At 71.8% G+C, this 17742-nt stretch carries 9 protein-coding genes, 1 tRNA gene and 1 pseudogene; 5 read left to right on the forward strand and 6 right to left on the reverse strand.

The annotated features are described in order from the left end of the window. Nucleotides 1-88: 88 nt before the first annotated feature. Together WMF46_RS06250 and WMF46_RS06255 are read right to left on the reverse strand one after the other, a co-directional pair. Nucleotides 89-1072, reverse strand: a complete 984-nt coding sequence (locus tag WMF46_RS06250; protein ID WP_437984758.1) for a hypothetical protein — start codon at nucleotides 1070-1072, stop codon at nucleotides 89-91. 57 nt (nucleotides 1073-1129) lie between these two features. Next, entirely contained in the window at nucleotides 1130-4351 is a 3222-nt protein-coding gene (locus tag WMF46_RS06255; protein WP_437984759.1) for a POTRA domain-containing protein, read from the reverse strand. Nucleotides 4352-4737: 386 nt separating this feature from the next. On the opposite strand from WMF46_RS06255, the gene WMF46_RS06260 reads away from it, so the two are divergent. Then, the gene (locus WMF46_RS06260; RefSeq protein ID WP_437550174.1) at nucleotides 4738-5541 is read left to right on the forward strand and encodes a phosphate/phosphite/phosphonate ABC transporter substrate-binding protein; all 804 of its coding nucleotides are present in this window, start codon (nucleotides 4738-4740) and stop codon (nucleotides 5539-5541) included. Nucleotides 5542-5598: 57 nt separating this feature from the next. On the opposite strand, the gene WMF46_RS06265 is transcribed toward WMF46_RS06260, so the two are convergent. The 3 genes from WMF46_RS06265 to WMF46_RS06275 form a co-directional block, all read right to left on the reverse strand. Next, complete coding sequence (locus tag WMF46_RS06265; RefSeq protein ID WP_437984760.1) at nucleotides 5599-10026, reverse strand: translocation/assembly module TamB domain-containing protein; 4428 nt, start codon at nucleotides 10024-10026, stop codon at nucleotides 5599-5601. Nucleotides 10027-10242: 216 nt separating this feature from the next. Beyond that, complete coding sequence (ettA, locus tag WMF46_RS06270; RefSeq protein WP_437984761.1) at nucleotides 10243-11916, reverse strand: energy-dependent translational throttle protein EttA; 1674 nt, start codon at nucleotides 11914-11916, stop codon at nucleotides 10243-10245. Between the two features lie 344 nt (nucleotides 11917-12260). Next, complete coding sequence (locus WMF46_RS06275) at nucleotides 12261-13898, reverse strand: lipopolysaccharide biosynthesis protein (protein WP_437984762.1); 1638 nt, start codon at nucleotides 13896-13898, stop codon at nucleotides 12261-12263. An 87-nt stretch (nucleotides 13899-13985) separates the two neighbouring features. Here WMF46_RS06275 and WMF46_RS06280 point away from each other — a divergent pair. The 4 genes and pseudogenes from WMF46_RS06280 to WMF46_RS06295 form a co-directional block, all read left to right on the forward strand. After that, a tRNA-Asn gene (locus WMF46_RS06280) sits at nucleotides 13986-14058 on the forward strand. Nucleotides 14059-14349: 291 nt separating this feature from the next. Further along, entirely contained in the window at nucleotides 14350-15297 is a 948-nt protein-coding gene (locus WMF46_RS06285; RefSeq protein WP_437984763.1) for a hypothetical protein, read from the forward strand. Further along, a complete protein-coding gene (locus WMF46_RS06290) occupies nucleotides 15294-15752 on the forward strand; it encodes a type II toxin-antitoxin system VapC family toxin (protein ID WP_437984764.1) in 459 nt (152 codons plus the stop codon). The genes WMF46_RS06285 and WMF46_RS06290 overlap by 4 nt, the downstream gene beginning before the upstream one ends. Nucleotides 15753-15883: 131 nt before the next feature. Then, a pseudogene (locus WMF46_RS06295) lies at nucleotides 15884-16267 on the forward strand (ABC transporter ATP-binding protein); the annotation flags it as partial. A 301-nt stretch (nucleotides 16268-16568) separates the two neighbouring features. Here the strand turns inward: WMF46_RS06295 and WMF46_RS06300 are convergent. Beyond that, nucleotides 16569-17720, reverse strand: a complete 1152-nt coding sequence (locus tag WMF46_RS06300; RefSeq protein ID WP_437984765.1) for a PD-(D/E)XK nuclease family protein — start codon at nucleotides 17718-17720, stop codon at nucleotides 16569-16571. Nucleotides 17721-17742: the final 22 nt, after the last annotated feature.

Here is a 17742-nt window from a genome sequence, read left to right on the forward strand (position 1 = left end):
GTTCCACCCGCCGAGCCGGTCAGGTTCACGGCGGAGCGCCGTCGCTACCGCGCCATGAGGGGTTCGCCTTTCGGGCGGCGAGCCGAGCTCACCGGCACGTGACGTCGCACAGCCTCTCCGAGAGCGCGATGCAGCCCTCGTCCCACCCGAGCGTGCAGCAGAAGCTGTCTCCGTCCTCTCCGCACACGGTCTCGACGCAGCTGTTGCAGGTCGCGTCGAGGGGCGCGCCCGTCTCGCAGAGGTCGTGGGCGCACCCGCAGGCCCGCCCGCAGGCGGCGGTGAGGCCGGCGACGCAGTGGGTGTCCCAGTTGCTCATGCAGCACGCCGGGTCCTCCGCGCACAGCTCGGTCACGCACGGGTCGCAGCCCATGAGGAGGGGCGCGCCTTCCTCGCAGAGGTCGTGGCTGCACTCGGCCGGCGGGCACACGCCGCAGTCGGTGGCGCACGCCTGGCAGTTTTCCCTGTCGGGCTCGCACACGCCGTCACCGCAGACCGGCGGGCACACGCCGCAGTCGTCGGCGCACGAGTCGCACGTCTCGCCGGTGTCACACCGCAGGTCGCCGCACGCCGACGCCCCACCCTCTCCACCGCCGCCGGCGGCGTCGCCGCCGCCCGTCGAAGCGCTGCTCGCCGAGGCGCTGCTCACCGAGCCGCCGCCGGCGGCGTCGCCGCCGCCCGTCGAGGCGCTGCTCGCCGAGCCGCCGCCGGCGGCGTCGCCGCCGCCCGCCGAAGCGCTGCTCGCCGAGGCGCTGCTCGTCGAAGCGCTGCTGGTCGAGCCGCCTTGCCCGCCCGCTCCACCGCCGCCCGTGGCATCTCCGCCAGCCGAGGCGCTGCTCGTCGAGCCGCCTTGCCCGCCCTCTCCGCCGCTGCTCGTCGAGCCGCCTTGCCCGCCCTCTCCGCCGCTGCCCGCCGCTCCGCCGGCCCCACCGTGCCCGCCTTGCCCGCCGGACCCGCCGGCGCCGGACGTGCTCGCCGCGCTGCTCGGCGCGGCGCTCTCGTCGTCGCCGCAGCCGGCGATCGTGAGGGTCGATGTCAGGGCGAGCAAAGCACACATGCGGAGTGAACGGTTCATCAGGGGAGCCTCGTTATCATCATGCGTTGGGAGCGGCCTCGCGCGCGAGGCCGCCTGTCAAAAGAGCCCCACGGAGAAGTGGAGTGCACCGTCGATCTCATCCAGCTCGTCGCGCGGATCCAGGTTGAAGCCGTAGTCGAAGGCGAGGGGGCCGATGGGCGTGTTCACCCGCAGGCCGGCGCCGAGCCCGTAACGCAAGAGCCGCGGATCGAGGTTGACGTTCCTCGCCCTGATCCAGAGGTTGCCCGCGTCGAGGAAGAGCCCGAGCTGGAGCAGATCCGTCAGCGGAACGCGCAGCTCGGCGCGCGGGTTCACCATCACCGTCCCGCCGCGCGGGATATCGTCGGTCGACACCTCGGCGTCCCCGCCCAGCGCCTTTCTCGCCTCCTCGAGCCCGTCCTCAGGATACAGCGACTCGGCCAGATGGGAACGGAGAGAGTCGACGCCGCCGAGGAAGAACAGGCGATCCGGGTACGTCCCGCTCTCGGCCACGAGCGGCTGAATATACCCTCCGGACAGGCTCAGGGCGAGGGTGAGCCGCGACCGCGGCGCGAGGGGGATATAGCCCGACACGCGGCCCGTGAATCGCAGGAAGTGGCTCTCGGGGAAGCTCGATTGGGCCCGGACCGAGGCGAAGGCGTCGAAGGCGTCGACGTGCTCGACGCCGCCGGAGAGGAGGAAGCCCCGGGTCGCGGCGAAGGGGGTGTCCCGCGTGTCCCAGGACGCGTCGATCCGCTGCGCCAGGGCGATCGTCTCGCCCTCGGGCATGCGCAGCTGGTCGAGGATATCCCGCTTGTCGGCGCCGACGGCGCCCGGGAAGAATCCGACTTTGTTCAGCTCGGTCGACAGGGCGAGCTGCGTCGTGACGGCGCGCCGCGGGCGGTAGGTGATCGCGGGGATGATCGCCGTCTTCGTGACGCCGAAATCCAGCTGGTTGTCGCGCACGTGGATGCCCGCGAGCGACATGCTGACGAGCGGGCCGAGGCCGATGTCCGGGAGCGCGACCGAGACCGCGATGCGGCGCTCCAGCTGGTCATCGACCTGGAGCTCCTCGTAGTGGCGGCTCGCCGCCTTGTCCACGATCATGAACTCGAACAGGTAGCTGAGCTGGACGCCCATCGTGAGGCCGATGGCGAGGCCGGCGATGTTGCGGTGTCCGTACTCGAAGGCGAGGCGCGCGCCCTCGCCGGTCGAGAACCCGATCTGCGGGTTGAGGTACTGCGGCAGCTGCTCGACCACGTGGATGACGACCCGCTTGTTCTTCTGCGGGACGTCGGGATCCTCGAGCGAGATCGACACGCTGGAGAAGGGGCCGAGCGTGGCGATGCGCTCCTCGCTCAGGCGGGCCTGCGACTGGCGGAACGGCGCGCCCTCGCGGAGCAGCACGCGGCGGAGGATCAGCTGCTCGTCGGTCCGGACGGCGCCCTTGACGACGATGCCGGTGACGAACACCCGATCTCGCTCCGAGACGATGAACCGCGCGCGGGCGCGCGTGCGGTCGGGCGAGGGCTCGATGGCCGTGCGGACCTCGGCGAACGCGTAGCCCAGGTCGCGATAAGCATCCATGATGCGCAGCCGCGCGGCGTCGAGCGCGAGCGTCGAGAGGGGCTGTCCGACCTTCAGATCGGCGAGGTCGCTGAGCCAGCGCTCGCTGAACGGCCGCTCGTCGGCGCAGAGGGCGCGGTCGCGCTCGCTCAGGCCGGCCTGGCGGCAGAAGCCCTTGTTCCCCTCGAAGGCGAGATCGTAGAGCTGGGTCTGCGGGCCGGGATGGACCGGAATGCGGAGCGTCACCTCGGGGGAGCACGCGATGTGCCGGGCGGCGTCGGGGCGGCACGTGAGGGCGGCGGGGACGGGCGGCTCGGGGAGGGGCAGCCCTTGCGCGTCGGTGAGGCACTGGGCCGTGACGCGCTCGGCGACCGGCTCGGGGATGCAGGCGCCCGGCGGGGAGCGGCGCGAGCAGGTGGCGCGGAGCACGGAGACCGGGCCGACGACGGCGTTCAGGTAGCCCTTGCTGAAGTAGAGATCGCGAAGGTGCTTGAGGGCGCGCTCGTAGGTCTCCTGCGCGTACGTCATCGAGGGGATGAGCTCGACCGGCCTGGCCCGGCCGCCGGCGCCGCGGGTCGGGCCGAAGAGGTCCGAGATGCCTCGCGGGTCGGGCATCGAGAAGGCGTCGGCGCCGGGCAAGTCCTCCTCGAGGAAGCTCTCGATCTCGCGGCCGAGGTCGTCCGGGCTGAGATCGCCCGTGAGGCAGGGGAAGACGCGCTTCGTGACGCGCACCTGGTCGTGCTCGCGGACGGTGAAGGTCAGGTAACGGACCGCATCGTCGGGCTTGCCGCCCAGCGAGGGGGTGACCTCGGCGTCGAGGAAGCCGCGCTCGACGTAGAACGCGCGGAGCCGATCGGTGAGATCGTTCGTCCTGGTCTCGGTCGTCTCGCCGAGGTCGAGCGCGGCCTCGAGGGCGTCGTCGTCGAAGGCGCGGTTGCCGTCGAAGACGGGGACGATGCGTGCGCCGGGCTCGAGGTAGACGTAGAGGTAGTTGTGCGGGCCGACCGCGAGCACGCGGTGGGAGACCTCGGCGTCGTGAAAGCCGCTCCGTCGGAGCAGCTCGGCCATCTCGCGGTCGGCCTCGGCGAGGGCGGGCTCGTCGACGCGGGCGCCGACGCCGAGGCCGTAGCTCTGCTTGAGCGAGCCGAGCTCCCGGTCCGCGCGCGGCGCCACGACGAAGACGCGCTCGGAGACCACGCGCGGGGCGCCGGCCTCGATGTCGAGGGCGAGGACGACCTGGGAGGGCTCGTCGGTGTCGACGGCGCGGACCGTGACGGCGGCCGCAGGGTAGCCGTGAAGCGCGTAGAACGCGCGGATGCGGGGGCTGATCTCGGCCAGCGTGGCCGCGGTGATCTCGCCGCCCTCGGCGATGCCGGCGGCCTCGAGGGTGTCCTGCCGGTCGAGCGCGCCGCCGGTGATCTGGATGGTGGCGATGCTCCTGCGGGGGACGACGACGATCCGGAGCGCGGCGCCGTCCGGCACGAGGTACGCCTCGGCCGACGCGCGGGCGAAGTTGCCGGAGGCGAGCAGCTCGCGCATGGCGCGGCGCGCGGCGTCGGGGCTGAGCGGCTCGCCGAGTTCGACGCTGGTGACCGGCGACACGATCTGCCATCGGTCGCCCTGCGCGGTGACATCGATGCGGACGATCGGCTTGCCGACGAGCTCTCCCAGGGCCAGCGGCTGGCCGAGCGACGGCACGTCGGTGGCCTGGGTGCCGGCCTCGTCCGACGGCACGGCCCGTGCCTTAGGGTCGACAGCGTCGACAGCGTCGACAGGGGCGAGGCTGGCCTGACCGGGGTTGAGGTTGGCCTGACCGGGGTTGGGGCTGGCCTGAGCCGGACGTGCCGGGGTCGGGTCGGCGTGCGCCGGGACGGCGATCGCGCCGAGCGGCAAAAAGCCGAGCAGAAGGGGAATGAGGGTGGAACGGAAGCGAGCCATCAGGCGCGGAGCGCCGGGGGACGAAACGGAAATGAACCGGCGCCGGCGTGCACGACGGACGCAGCGTAGCCCGGTTGGGCGCTGGATGGGCAAGAGGCCGCCCGCGAGGCCCCGATGTGCGAGACGCGGGGCTCTCGGCGGGCAGAGCTCGTGCTAGCGTCGCCGCCCGTGCGAGGCACCGGATGAAGGACCTGGCGATGCTCGTCGGCGCCGTGGCGCATGACGCCAAGGTGGTGACGCTGTGGGAGAGCTTGCGCGAGCACTTCCGCGAACATGGAATCCTGATTGATTTCGCGCTGTTCTCTACGTACGAGCGCCAGGTCGAGTCGCTGATCCGCGGGCACATCGACGTCGCCTGGAACAGCGCCGTCGCGCACGTGCGGGTGAAGCGGCAGACCGAGGGCCGGTCCCGCTCGCTCGCGATGCGCGAGATCGATCGCGACTTCCACAGCAAGCTCCTCGTCCGCCGCGACGCCGCCGTCGGGGCGCTCAGCGATCTGGAGGGCAAGGCGCTCGCCGTCGGGAGCGTCGACTCGGCGCACGCGCGCATCCTGCCGCTCCACTTCCTCCGGCAGGCGGGCGTGGCCGTGGAGAAGATCCAGCTCATGCCGTTCGAGGTGGACGTCGGCAAGCACGGGGACACCGCGACGAGCGAGGTCCAGGCGCTCGCGGCGCTGCACGAGGGCAAGGCGCAGGCGGCGGCGGTCGGGGACGCGGTGTGGCTCGCCGAGCAGGCGAACGGCCACATCGACCTCCGCCGGGTCGACGTCCTCTGGACCACGCCGGCCTACGATTTCGCGATGTTCGACGCGCTGCCGGCGCTTCCCGAGGCGAAGGCCGAGGCGTTCCAGCGCGCGCTGCTCGGCATGACCTGGAAGAACCCGAAGCACCGGCGCATCTTCGAGCTCATGGGCCACAGGCAGTGGGTCTCCGGCCGCGACGACCGGTACGGCGCCCTCGACGCGGCGCTCGCCGCGGCCACCTGACGGCCGCGGATCGAGCGCCGGGCGAGCGCCCTTCGAGCGCCGTCCGCGGCTCGAGCGTCACTCGAACTCGAGCCGCCACCTCAGGTCGGCGCCGACGTTGCCGAGCGGCGAGCTCGAGGCGTCGCTCGAGTTGTCGTACGACCCCTGGAGGCTCATCCGGTCGCTGAGCTTCACCTCGACGCCCGCGCGCACCTGGCTGCCCTGCGAGAGCCCCGTCGTCACGTTGGCGCGCACCGCGTCCGTGATGCGCTTGCCGATCGTCACCGTCGGCTCCGGGGCGCCGTTCTTGGACGAGTAGCCGGTGCCGAAGCGGAACTCGTCGATGAGGGGGACCATGGTCTTCACCGCCTTGTCGGCGCCCGTCAGCGACGAGAGCGCCTCGAGGCCCATGGTCTCGCCGAGCGACGACACGACGCCCTGGTTGAGCTCGGCGCGCGTCATGCCGAGCGTCAGCAGCAGGACGATGTCCTCCTGGCTGAGCGGCGGATCGCTCGTCAGGTTGAGCTGGAGGTTGTCGGCGTCGCCCTGGGCGTGCAGCTTGATGCGCCAGAGCCCGCTGGAGTTCGCGCTGCCGCCCGCGGCCGCGGCCGTCGGCGCCGTGGGCTCCGCGCCCGACGTCGCGTCCGCCGCGGCGGCGGTGCTCGTCGACGTGTAGCGGCGGTACTCGCTCTCGGCGCGCACGTCGACCTTGGGCGCGATGCGGAACGGATCGTCGAAGCGGACGTAGCCGTCCCGGACCTCGAACTCGGTGCTGCGCAGCATGAGCTTCGAGTCGGGCAGGATGCGCAGCGTGCCGCGCGCGCCGAAGCGCTGGTTCGTGCCCGAGAGCGCGAGCCCGGGCTGCGAGACCTCGAGCCGCATGTCGGCCAGATCGTTCGAGAAGCGGAGCGGGTTCGGCGAGGCGACGGTGACGTCGAACCGGACCACGTCGGCGGCGGGGTCGTAGGTCTGCACCGTCGTCCGCTGGCGCCCCGTGAGATCGCCGAGGTCCATGCTCATCAGGATGGGGCGCGTGTAGCTGAACGACGTGAGCGTGATCTTCCCCTCGACGCGCGGCAGGTTCTTCTCCCCCGACGCGTCGTCCTCGACGCCGGGCCGGAAGCTCGCCGTCAGGTTGGCGTTCGCGGTGAGGTTCACCCCGTCGGCGACCGGCAGCTTCACGCCGTTCGCCACGATGGATGCCTGCGCCGTGCCGAGGGTCAGGCCGCGCACCGGCATGTGCCCCACCGCGGTCACCGTGCCCGTGCCGACCCGCGCGCTCGCCTTCGTGAGGCGCACCTGGTCGCCGCCGATCGCGAACTCCACGTCGATGTCGTCGAGCGAGACCGGCAGGCCGACCACGTCGAGCTCGCCCTCCTTGAGCGTCGCCGAGCCCGTGTAGCGCAGCCCCTGGAGCGGCCCGGCCACCTGGACCTCGGCCTGCACCGTGCCCCGCGCGTGCCGGATCTGCGGGATGTCGGCGCTGAGCCGCGAGAGGCTCGTCGGGCTCACCCGGATCGCCACGTCGAGGTCCGGCGCCGTGAACACCCGCTTGACCTCGCCGGACGCCGTGAACGCCGCGGACAGGCGCGAGGCGGTGTGCGCCTCGAGGTGGAGCTCCGGCACCTTCAGCGTGTTGCCCGCGAGGCGGATCGGGCCGCTCGGGCGCGTGAGGTGGACCCCCTGGCCCTCCCGATCGAGCTTGAGCGCGTCGACCGTGAGCGTGAGCGCGGACTGCCGGAAATCCGTGAGGGGGAGCCGCTCGATGTCGAGCGACCCGGTCATCGTGCCCTTCGGCGCCGCCGCGAGCGCGGCGCCCGGGATCAGGTTCGCGAGCGTGCCCAGGTCGAGCGCGTCCATGCGCACGTCCCCGTCCACGATCTTGCGCCGCTGGCGCGTGACGCGGAGCCCCTTCAGCGCGACCTGCCCGCCGAACAGCGAGCCGTTCGCGACGAAGGAGCCGTCGGGGAGGTCGCGCTCGTACTCCGCCGGATCGAACGGCGCGCCCTGGGGGTTGCCGCAGATCGGCGTCCTGCCGATGATCTTCGGCGGCTTGTCGTTCGGCAGGATCGTGAGCTCGACGCGCGAGGGCGGCAGGCTCGCGTGCGCGCGGCGGATGCCGACGCGCGAGACGTGCACGTCCGCGAAGCCGGCGAGCCTGCTCACGGTGCCGCCCAGGCTGGCGACGACCGACACCGAGCCGTCGAACTGCGAGGCCGCCGCCCCGAGCCCGTCGATCCGCGAGAGCGGGAGGCCGCTCGCGATGACGCTCCCCTTCAGCGCGCCGCCGTGCGCGACGGAGGCGCTCGCCAGCACGGAGCCCGTGCCCTTGCGCAGCGACGCCGAGCGGACGTCGAGCCGCATGCCGTCGGCGCCGGCGGCCTGGTCGTCCCAGATCATGTCGAGGTCGACCTCGCCCTCGTCGAAGCGCTCGTCGAGCAGCTCGACGCCGGTGAGCCGCATGCCCGCGTTCACGGCGAGGTAGCCGCCGCCGCAGCGGTCCTCGGGGCCGCCGAGCGCGAAGTGGGCGCGGGCCGTCCCGCTCGCGGTCGCCTTGTAGTCGGCGAACCGCGGATCCTTGTCGAGGCGGAGCACCTCGAGCAGGTCGCGCGCGGCGAGGTGCGGCGCCTCGCGCGTGTCGACGGTCGCGTCCACGACGACGATCCCCGTCGAGCTGTCGAGCGGGCGGCCCTTGGGCAGGTTGCCGGCCGGGTCGAAATCGATCTTGATCGACGGGACCCGGACGCGGCTCGCCCCGTGCCGGACCCGCGCGTTCTCGAGCGTCAGGGCGAGCGGCTCGAACGCGACCGGCGAGGGCTCGAGGTCGCCGATGGGGAAGCCGCCGAACACGAACTTCTCGACGCCGATCTCGCCGGTGAGCTTCGGGTGCTCGTAGGAGCCGTGCATGGCCGCCTTCATCGTGGCGACGCCGGCGAGATCGAGCGCGGCGAGCGGGGAGATCTCGGCGAGGTCCACGCGCGAGCCCGGGTGGACCTCGGCCCCGAGCTGGTCGTTGAAGCCGAGCGAGACGGTGGTCCTGAGGTGCGAGCTCGGCGTGTCGATCGAGAAGCCCGAGAGCACGACGGCGTTCGGGCGCACCTGGAACGAGCCGCGGACCGTGGCCTCCTTGACGCCCATCAGGCGCTTGCGGGCAGGGTGCTTCGTCGGGTGATCGAAGATCTCGAAGCCGTGCGTCTGCACGGCGAGCGGGCCCTCGAGGGAGAGCGGGGACAGCGTGCCGCCGAAGCGATCGAACCTCCCCTCGCGCAGCGTCCACGCGACGTGCGCCTGAGGGTGGACGGCGAGGTCGCGGAGCAGGCCGGGCAGCTCGACGTTGGCGAGGTCGATCGGTCCGGCCTGGAGCGGCACGCCCTTCTCGAACGGCTTGATCTCCGCGCTCGAGATCTTCAGCGTGCCGTCGGCCCAGGCGACGTCGGCGTCGGAGAGCTGCACGGCGTCCGGGGTCGTCGAGACCTTGCCCGCGAGGCGCGTGACGAAGACCCTGCCGTCGAGGCCCGGCCGGTCGAGCAGGAGCGTGCCCTTGAGGCGGGGGAGCGAAAGGCCGAGCGGCGCGGACGCCGCGTCGTACTCCGCGTCGACGTCGAGCGAGACCGAGCCGGACGCGGGCGGCAGGGCCAGGAAGCGGTGCACGATCGGCACGGGGAGGCGCGCCCGCACGCGGCCCTCGATCCGGTGGGGCATGCCGCCGCCGAGGCCGACGGCGCGGAGGGCGCCGAGCTCGAGCTCCACCCGGCGCCAGTCGCCGTCCTGGAGCGCGCAGGGCGGCGCGGTGCCGGGATCCGGGTCGAAGTCGGCGGCGCCCTCGAGGATCAGCCGGCGGACGAGCGCGCGGCCCGGCTCGACGCGGACGCGCGTGTCGAAGCGGCAGACGACGTCCTCGTCGACGCTGTCCTCCTCGGCCTCGTGGCCGGGCGCGGGGTGCGTGCGGACGACCGAGACGAGGCCGGAGCGCATCGCGATCTCGAACGCGTCCGACGGCTCGGCGGAGACGTCGACGTCGACCTCGGTGGCCTGGACGCGGACGTTGTCGATCGTCAGGTCGACCCGCGCGTCGGTGATGGCCACCGAGGAGAGCGGCGCGCGGTCGAGGCCGCCCCCGCCGCCCTCGCCGGTGCTCGGGAGGGTGAGGTTGCGGAGCTCCCCGTCCTTCAGCACCGCGCGGACGCGGGGGCCGATGATCTCGACGTCCCCCGCGTCGATGTGCCCCGCGAGCAGCGAGAACAGGCGCGGGCGGATGGCCACGCGCTCGAGCTCGAGGAACGGCGCGCCGCCGTCCGAGGAGTCGACGACGAGCCGGTTCAGGCCGACCATGAGGGGCCAGGCCTGGACGCGCACGTCGTAGCGGGCCGTGATGCCGAGCTCGCGCTGGAGCAGCGCCGCCGTCTCGCGCGCCGCCCAGGCCCGCACCGTCTCGGTGCGCACGAGGAAGCCGAGCGCGAGCGGGATCGCGCCGATCACCGCGAACAAGACGCACAAAATGCGCACGGCGAGGCGCCCCCAGTCCCTGCGGGCGCTCGGCGGGGAGCCCTTTCTCCTCGTGCCGTGCATCGGGCGCAGCTTAGCTGAAGAGCGGTCGGACGCTTACGTGGGCGGGGTGATCCTGTGCCAGGAAAATACCGGTGCGTGCGCGTCGCACCCGACCGGAAACGTGCTCCGGGGTGGAACGCCGCGGGGGCGCCTTGCGAGGCGCGCCGGGCCGGGTCAGCCCGCGGTGAGCTTGCGGTAGCGGAGCTTGCGGGGCTCGGCCGCGTCGGCGCCGAGGCGGCGCTTCAGGTCGGCCTCGTAGTCGGCGTAGTTGCCCTCGAACCAGACGACCTTGCTGTCGCCCTCGAAGGCGAGGATGTGGGTCGCGATCCGGTCGAGGAACCAGCGATCGTGGCTGATGACCACGGCGCAGCCGGCGAAGTTGAGCAGCGCCTCCTCGAGCGAGCGGAGCGTGTCGACGTCGAGGTCGTTGGTGGGCTCGTCGAGCAGGAGGACGTTGCCGCCGCGGCGGAGCAGCTTGGCGAGGTGGAGGCGGTTGCGCTCGCCGCCGGAGAGATCGCGGACCTTCTTCTGCTGGTCGCTGCCGGCGAAGTTGAAGCTGGCGACGTACGCGCGCGAGTTGACCTCGCGCTTGCCGACGAGGAGGCGGTCCTCGCCGCCGGAGATCTCCTGCCAGACGTTGTTGGTCGGGTTGAGCGCGTCGCGCGACTGGTCGACGTACGCGAGCTCCACGGTCTCGCCGAGCTTGAGCGCGCCGCCGTCGGGCTGCTCGAGGCCCATGATCATGCGGAAGAGCGTGGTCTTGCCGGCGCCGTTCGGCCCGATGATGCCGACGATGCCGCCGCGCGGGAGCGAGAAGCTGAGGTCGTCGATGAGGACGCGGTCGCCGAAGCCCTTGCGGAGGTGGTCGGCCTCGACGACCACGTTCCCGAGCCGCTGGCCGGCGGGGATGTGGATCTCGTTCTCCTCGACCTTCTTCGACCTGTCCTCGGCGAGCAGCGTCTCGTAGGCGGCGAGGCGGGCCTTGCTCTTGGCCTGGCGGGCGCGCGGGGCCAGGCGCACCCACTCGAGCTCGCGCTCCAGGGTGCGCTTGCGCGCGCTCTCCTGCTTCTGCTCGAGATCGAGGCGCTTCTTCTTCTGCTCGAGCCAGCCGGTGTAGTTGCCCTCGTACGGGATGCCGGCGCCGCGGTCGAGCTCGAGGATCCAGCCGGCGACGTTGTCGAGGAAGTACCGGTCGTGGGTGACCGCGACGACGGTGCCGGGGTAGTCGTGGAGGAAGCGCTCGAGCCACGCGACGCTCTCGGCGTCGAGGTGGTTGGTCGGCTCGTCGAGCAGCAGGATGTCCGGCTTCTCGAGGAGGAGCCGGCAGAGGGCGACGCGGCGGCGCTCTCCGCCGGAGAGCTTGGTGACGTCGGCGTCGGGCGGCGGCAGCCGGAGGGCGTCCATGGCGCGCTCGACGACGCGGTCGATTTCCCAGCCGTTCGCGGCCTCGATCTTGTCCTGGAGCGCGGCGTACTCCTCGAGGAGCGCCTCCATGTCGGGGGGCGACTCGCCGAGCTTCGCGCCGATCTCCTCGAAGCGCTGGACGAGGGAGCGGACGTCGTGGACCGCCATCTCGACGTGCTCCTGCACGGTCTTGCCGGCCTCGAGCTGCGGCTCCTGGGCGAGGTAGCCGATGCGGATGCCGTCGGCGGGCTTCGCCTCGCCGAGGTACTCCTTGTCGACGCCCGCCATGATGCGGAGCAGGGTGCTCTTGCCGGCGCCGTTCGAGCCGAGGACGCCGATCTTCGCGCCCGGGTAGAAGGAGAGCCACAGGCCCTTCAGCACCTCCTTGTTCGGGGGGTGCACCTTCCGGACATCCTGCATCGTGAAGATGAATTGAGGGGCCACGTCTTCGCCTGCCTGTGCGTGCCCGGCGCGCCGTGGGGCCCCGCTCGGCCTTCGAGCGGGCGCGGCGCTGGCCGGGCTGGGGGGAGAGGCCGTATGCGAGATCGCCGGCTGACGGTCAAGAGGGCGCGGAGGCGGCTGTAGGCGGGCGCGCAGGGCGCGTGTCGGGACGGACGCGGGCGGGCGCGCGGGGCGTCGTACATACGAAGAGAGATTTCAACGCAAAGCCGCAAAGGCGCAAAGACGCAAAAAAGAACAGATTTCATGCAGTTTTGCGCCTTTACGGCTTTGCGCCTTTGCGTTGAAATCTCTCCCCGGATCCGTGGCCGGACTCCTGACGGGCGGAGCTAAACGCGCCGCGCGCCGCGCCCGAACGCCTGCTTGATGGCGGCGAGGTCCTCGCGGCCGACCTCGCGCGTGGCGACGAGCACGGCGAGATACACGAGGCCGACCAGGAGCGCCTCGCCGAGCACGGCGATCTTGCCGAGCCACGGGAGCTGCGTGCCCACGGCGATCGCGGCGAGCAGCGCGGCGCCGACGCGGAGCGCCGTCCGGGCGGGGACGAAGCCGCCGGCGGCGCGGTGGAGCAGGACGCCGCCGGCGACCGCGGCGGTGGCGAGCGCGAGCGAGGTGGCGACGGCGGAGCGCACAAGCATGTCGGGGCCGAACGCGGCGCGCGGGACGGCGATCGAGCAGCCGGTGGCGACGAGCAGGACGGTGGTGGCCGTGAGGGCGGCGGCCGCGCGCTCCCGGTGCAGGCTGGTGAGCGCGGCCGAGGCGACGCCGAGGACGGCGAACGCGCCCATGCCGAGGGAGAGGACGCGGAGCGTGTCGCCGCCGCGGCTCCAGATCTCGACAGGGAAGGCGAAGCGCAGGACGTGCGGGGCGAGGCCCGAGATCGGGGCGCAGAGGAGCCCGGTGAGCAGGAACGAGAGGCGGACCCCGGTCATGGCGTAGCGGCGGACCGCGGCGCGGTCGTTCTCGGCGTGCGCGCGGGCGAGCATCGGGAAGAGGATGAACGTGACCGAGAGGAGCAGCTGGTACGGCAGGAACGCGAAGAGCTGCGCGCCGCGGTAGACGCCGATGAGGTCGTCGGCAGCTTTCGCGCCGAGCGCGAGCCCGCTCGTGGCCTGCCCGAGGAAGCGGCGGAGGAGGAAGAAGTCGGTCTGGAGCAGGAGGTTCAGGAACGTCTGCGAGACGGCGAGCGGCAGGAGGAACGCGGCGTGCTCGCGGATCGAGGGGCCGGCGCTGCCGGGGCGGCCAAGGCCGGTCCTGGTGAGCGCGAGCGGGACGATGACGGCGGCCGCGGCGACGAAGCCGGCGATCGCGCCGAGGACGCCGCTCTGGCCGGCGCGGAGGAAGAGCAGGGCGAAGGCGGCGATGCTCGCGGTGCGGAGCGCGCCGTAGCCGACGTCGAAGGCGGCCTGCGTGACGAAGCGCCGCTGGCCGTTGAGCGCGCCGACGAGCGGGGCGTAGAGGCCGTAGAGGAGCACGACGGCGGCGGCGAGCCGCAGCGGGCCCGCGACGTGCGGGGCCTCGGAGAAGTCGGCGATGGCGCCGGCGAGGAGCGCGAAGCCGGCGGAGACGACCACGGCGAGGAGGGCGTGCAGGGCGAGCGTGCGGCGGAAGGCGGCCGCGACGTCCTCTTCCGCGACGCTGGAGACGGCGCGCGAGACGCCCTGGATGCCGGTCGCGACGATGACGTTGTTGACGACGCCCACGCCCGCGAGGACGACGGAGACAGCGCCGTAGCCGTCGGTGCCGAGCAGCCGCGGGAGGATGAGCTGCTGGACGAAGCCGAAGAGGATGAACGAGACCTTGGCGCCGGCGATGGCGAGGCCGCCGCGGCCGGCGGAGCGGGCGGTGGCGGCGGGGGCCGGGGCGTCCGGCGGCTGCGGCGGGAAGGGCACGGCGGCGCGCTGCACGGCGGCGTTGTCGCAGAAGCACGCCGGGCGGGCAATCTCGCGCGGAGCGGGCGAGCACACCGGGGCGTCACGTAAACTTCAGCGGCGGTGCGGATTCGCTTGACGGGGGGGCCTCGCCGACTATCCTCGCGCCCGTCTCCAACGCATTCCAGCTTAGCTCAGTTGGTAGAGCAGGCGGCTGTTAACCGCCGGGTCGCTGGTTCGAGTCCAGCAGCTGGAGCTATTTCGTCGCGGCGACCCGGTCTGGGCGCCATGCCGACAAGAGGCCTTGCTAGAAAACCTGGCAAGGCCTTTTTGTTTTTCCGCAGCTCACGCAGCGCGCACGCGGAACCCAGGAGATCGCTCAGAGCAAGACGGGGCGTGTGACGAGCCTCAAGGTTCGGCCCACGGAGCGCCTAGACCGAGCGGTGCTCTTGAGTTCACGGTGAACGGTTCCCCGCTCTGGGGTGCACAGCTCCTCCTCTCCTTGCCGGTCGCGCCCGCACACCGGAAGATAGAGAGGGAGGCCGCGATGAAGAAGCACACCTTGACGCTGCTGGGAGGGATGCGCGGCGAGCTTCGCGTTCCGGCAGACGTGCTTCTCGAGACGGTCGGTGCGCTGATCGAGGGTGCCCGCCAGGCGACGCGCTTCGTCGTCGAGGGCGAGAGCACGCGCAAGGGGCCGCGACCCGCGTGGCTCGATGTGGCTTGTCGCGTGGAAATCACGGGGCTGACCGCTGGTTCCGCCGTCGTGGCGCTCGAGGCTCCGACGCTGGCCGACGTGGCGCCCGAGCGCTTTGGAGGCGCGCATCAAGTCTCGCTGTTCGTCGAGGCGCAACGGCTGATCGAGACGAGCAGCTCGGCCGTGGACATCTTCGCGGCGGTGCTCGCGAGCGTCGTGAAGGGCGACCGAGATCGCGTGCTCGCCGACCGCGCGCTGCTCGACACCTGCGTCCGGTTCGCTCGGGCTGCGCGTGACGGCTTTCATGGCGTACAGCTCGAAGGCATCGCTGGGCTCGACGCCCCCCTCGTCGTGCGACGCGACGATGTGAGCAAGATCGAGCTCCTTCGCGACGAGACCCCGGATCCCAGGGCCGTGCGTGTGACCGGCACGCTGGACACCATCTCCGCGACGAAGTCAGACGTCATGCTCACGCTGGCAGACGGCACTGCCGTGGCTGCCCGGCTCGACGTCCGCGACAACGAGCAGCTCAAGACACTGTTCGGCTCGCGGGTGGTGGTTTCGGGCATGGCCCAGTTCCGTCCGTCCGGCAAGCTCCTGGTCATCGACGTCGAGTATCTCGGGCCCGCGCGCGCTGGTGACGCCGTGTTCGAGAGCGCGCCGAAAGCCACCGCCAGGAAGCCCGTGGCCTCCTGGGTGCCGCAGGACGAGGCCACTGGCGTGTCGGCGTTCTTCGGCACGTGGCCGGGGGACGAGACCGATGAGGAGCTGCTCGGCGCGCTCGAGGCGATCCGGTGAGCCAGCGGATCTACCTGCTCGACACGAGCGTGATTCTCCCGCTGGTGCGCGGTAACGCGCTGGGTAGGTACATCGACGAGCGCTTCGGCCTGCGGTCCGTGGCGCAACGCCCGCTCGTGTCGGTGGTCAGCCTCGGCGAGGTGCGCGCGCTCGCGCTGCGCAACGCCTGCGGCGACGCCAAGCTGAAGGCGCTCTCGAATGCGTTCGACAACCTGGTTGTCGTGGACATCAATCATCCAGCCGTCCTTGACGCGTACGTGCAGCTCGACCTGGCCTCGCAGAGCCATCCCGAGGGCGCCCGCAACATGGGAAAGAACGATCTGTGGATCGCGGCCTGCGCCAAGGCTTCTGGCGCGACGCTGCTCACCACGGACGACGACTTCTCCCACCTGCTCCCCGAGCACCTCGAGGGCGAGGTCATCGCTCCCACGAAGGCGTCGTCATTGCTGACGTGAGGTCTGCTGAAGCGACGGACGACGCCGAGCGAGCCGCGGAGCTGAGCGAGCCCCTCCGACCTCATCGGGTTCACTGAGCCGGCGCGGGCTCGGAGCGCGCCCGTGCAGCGCACACGGCATCTCGCATGTTCACCGCGCTGGAGAACGGGATGCCCCCCGCCTGGGGCGACAACGGCTTCCCTTCGTCGACCATGAAGGAGCGCGCGGCCGAGCTGCTCGGAGCGATGGGGCTCGCCGACCGGATGAACTTCAGGGCGACCGCGCTCTCGGGCGGCCAGCAGCAACGCGTGGCCATCGCGCGCGCGCTGTCGCGAAGGCCGCCGCTCGTCCTCGCCGACGAGTCGACGGGGAACCTCGACACCGAGTCGTCGGCCGAGGTCTTCGCGTTGATGCGGCGGTTCAACCGGGAGATGGGGACGACGTTCCTCGTCGTCACGCACGATCCGCGCATCGCCGAGCAGTGCGATCGCGTCATCGAGATCGTCGACGGTCGCATCGCCAGCGACCGCGCATGACGGTCATCCAGGCGTCGCACCGAGATGCAGCCCGGCGCCTCGCGAGCAACTCCTGGAGCTGGCGGACGAGACGCCGCCGAGGCCTCGTTTCCGCGTGCGTTCGGCGCTCGGCGAGCACGACGCGCGCGTGAACAGCGTTCGCGCACAGCGCGCCGCGGGCGCGAAAGAAGGCGTACCGAGGGCGTTCCGGACGGCGTTCGCGCTTTCTGTGCTGTCCTCCGGGGAGAGCGAAGCCGAGACTTGGTTAACAGCTGGCCCCTCTTTCCGGGACAGTGCCCTCGCGATTAACTGGCCACCAGCGTCACTCGACGCGGTACGCCTCGCTGAAGGCACCTAGCGTCACGATGGCCGGCGCGGTGGCGTCCTCTGGGTCGCGCGCCAGCGCCCCGTCGAGCACGCGCACACCGGTACCCGGCTTGAACGTGGTCGGCTGCTGGAGCCGAAGCAGCACGGGCGTATTCGCGGAAAGTTCGCGAGCACGCACGACGACGGCGTCCCAGCTTGTCGGGCCGTGCTGACGAACGATCCTCAGCTCGACGTCGCCGAAGCGGCCGTCGTCCGAGACGGCCTGCGCGGCGCCGGTCCAGTAGGCATCGCACAGGTGGCGCACGCTGCAGTAGCGGCAGGCGTCCGCGCTCGGACGCGCGGCTGGCGGACGCGCGGCGAGCGCCGCCTCCGCCGCCTGCCGACGCGCTAGTAGATCCTTGGCGAGCGCGTCGATCTCTTCCGCGCTCGGCGGCACGACCTCGACGTCGCGGCTGTCGTAAGCGAGCACGAGTCGATCGATGACACGCGCTGTTGGGTTGAGCTCATCGTCGAGGCGCCACAACACCGCGTACACCTGAACCTGGAACTTGTGCGCCTCGTCGGCAGATCCGGTCTTGAAGTCAGTGATCTCGCACGCCTCATTCGAAAGGACGAGGAGATCGGCCTTGCCTTTCCACCCAATGCTCTTCGCGCGAAGCTCGACCTCGGGGTACGTGCCGTTCGTGAGCGGGGTCCGACGGGGTGGCTGCTGCCCCGTCGAGTCGGACGCGGATGGCGCGGTCGACGCTCCTGACGGGAGATGGAGGCGCGCCAGCATCGCCTGGACGCGAGTGCGGAGCGTCGGCACCTGGCCACGCAGCGTCCGCCGCGCGTGCTCAAGCAGCGGGAGCGCGCGAGGGTTGTCAGCGAAGCGCCTGAGGATTCGCTCCACGCACTCCTGTACGATGTTCGTGTAGCCGCCCAGCTCCTTTAGCACCTGCGTCGCGCGCGGGTGATCCTGCGATGGTGCCCCGGCGCGCTTGAGTTGTTTCGTGATGATCTCGAGCGCGAGGTGGACGACGCTCCCCGCGAGCGCTGTCAGTTGGAGCCTCGGCGGATAACCGCGGCCGTCCCACAGCGCTGGGTAGTCGGCGGCGCCGAGCGCCCATCGACGCGGGCACTCTTCGATCTCTGCGCTCGTTGACACGCTCATATCCGTAGGCGCGGCG

The organism is Sorangium sp. So ce117 (genome assembly GCF_051524395.1).
GTDB lineage: Bacteria > Myxococcota_A > Polyangia > Polyangiales > Polyangiaceae > Sorangium > Sorangium cellulosum_B.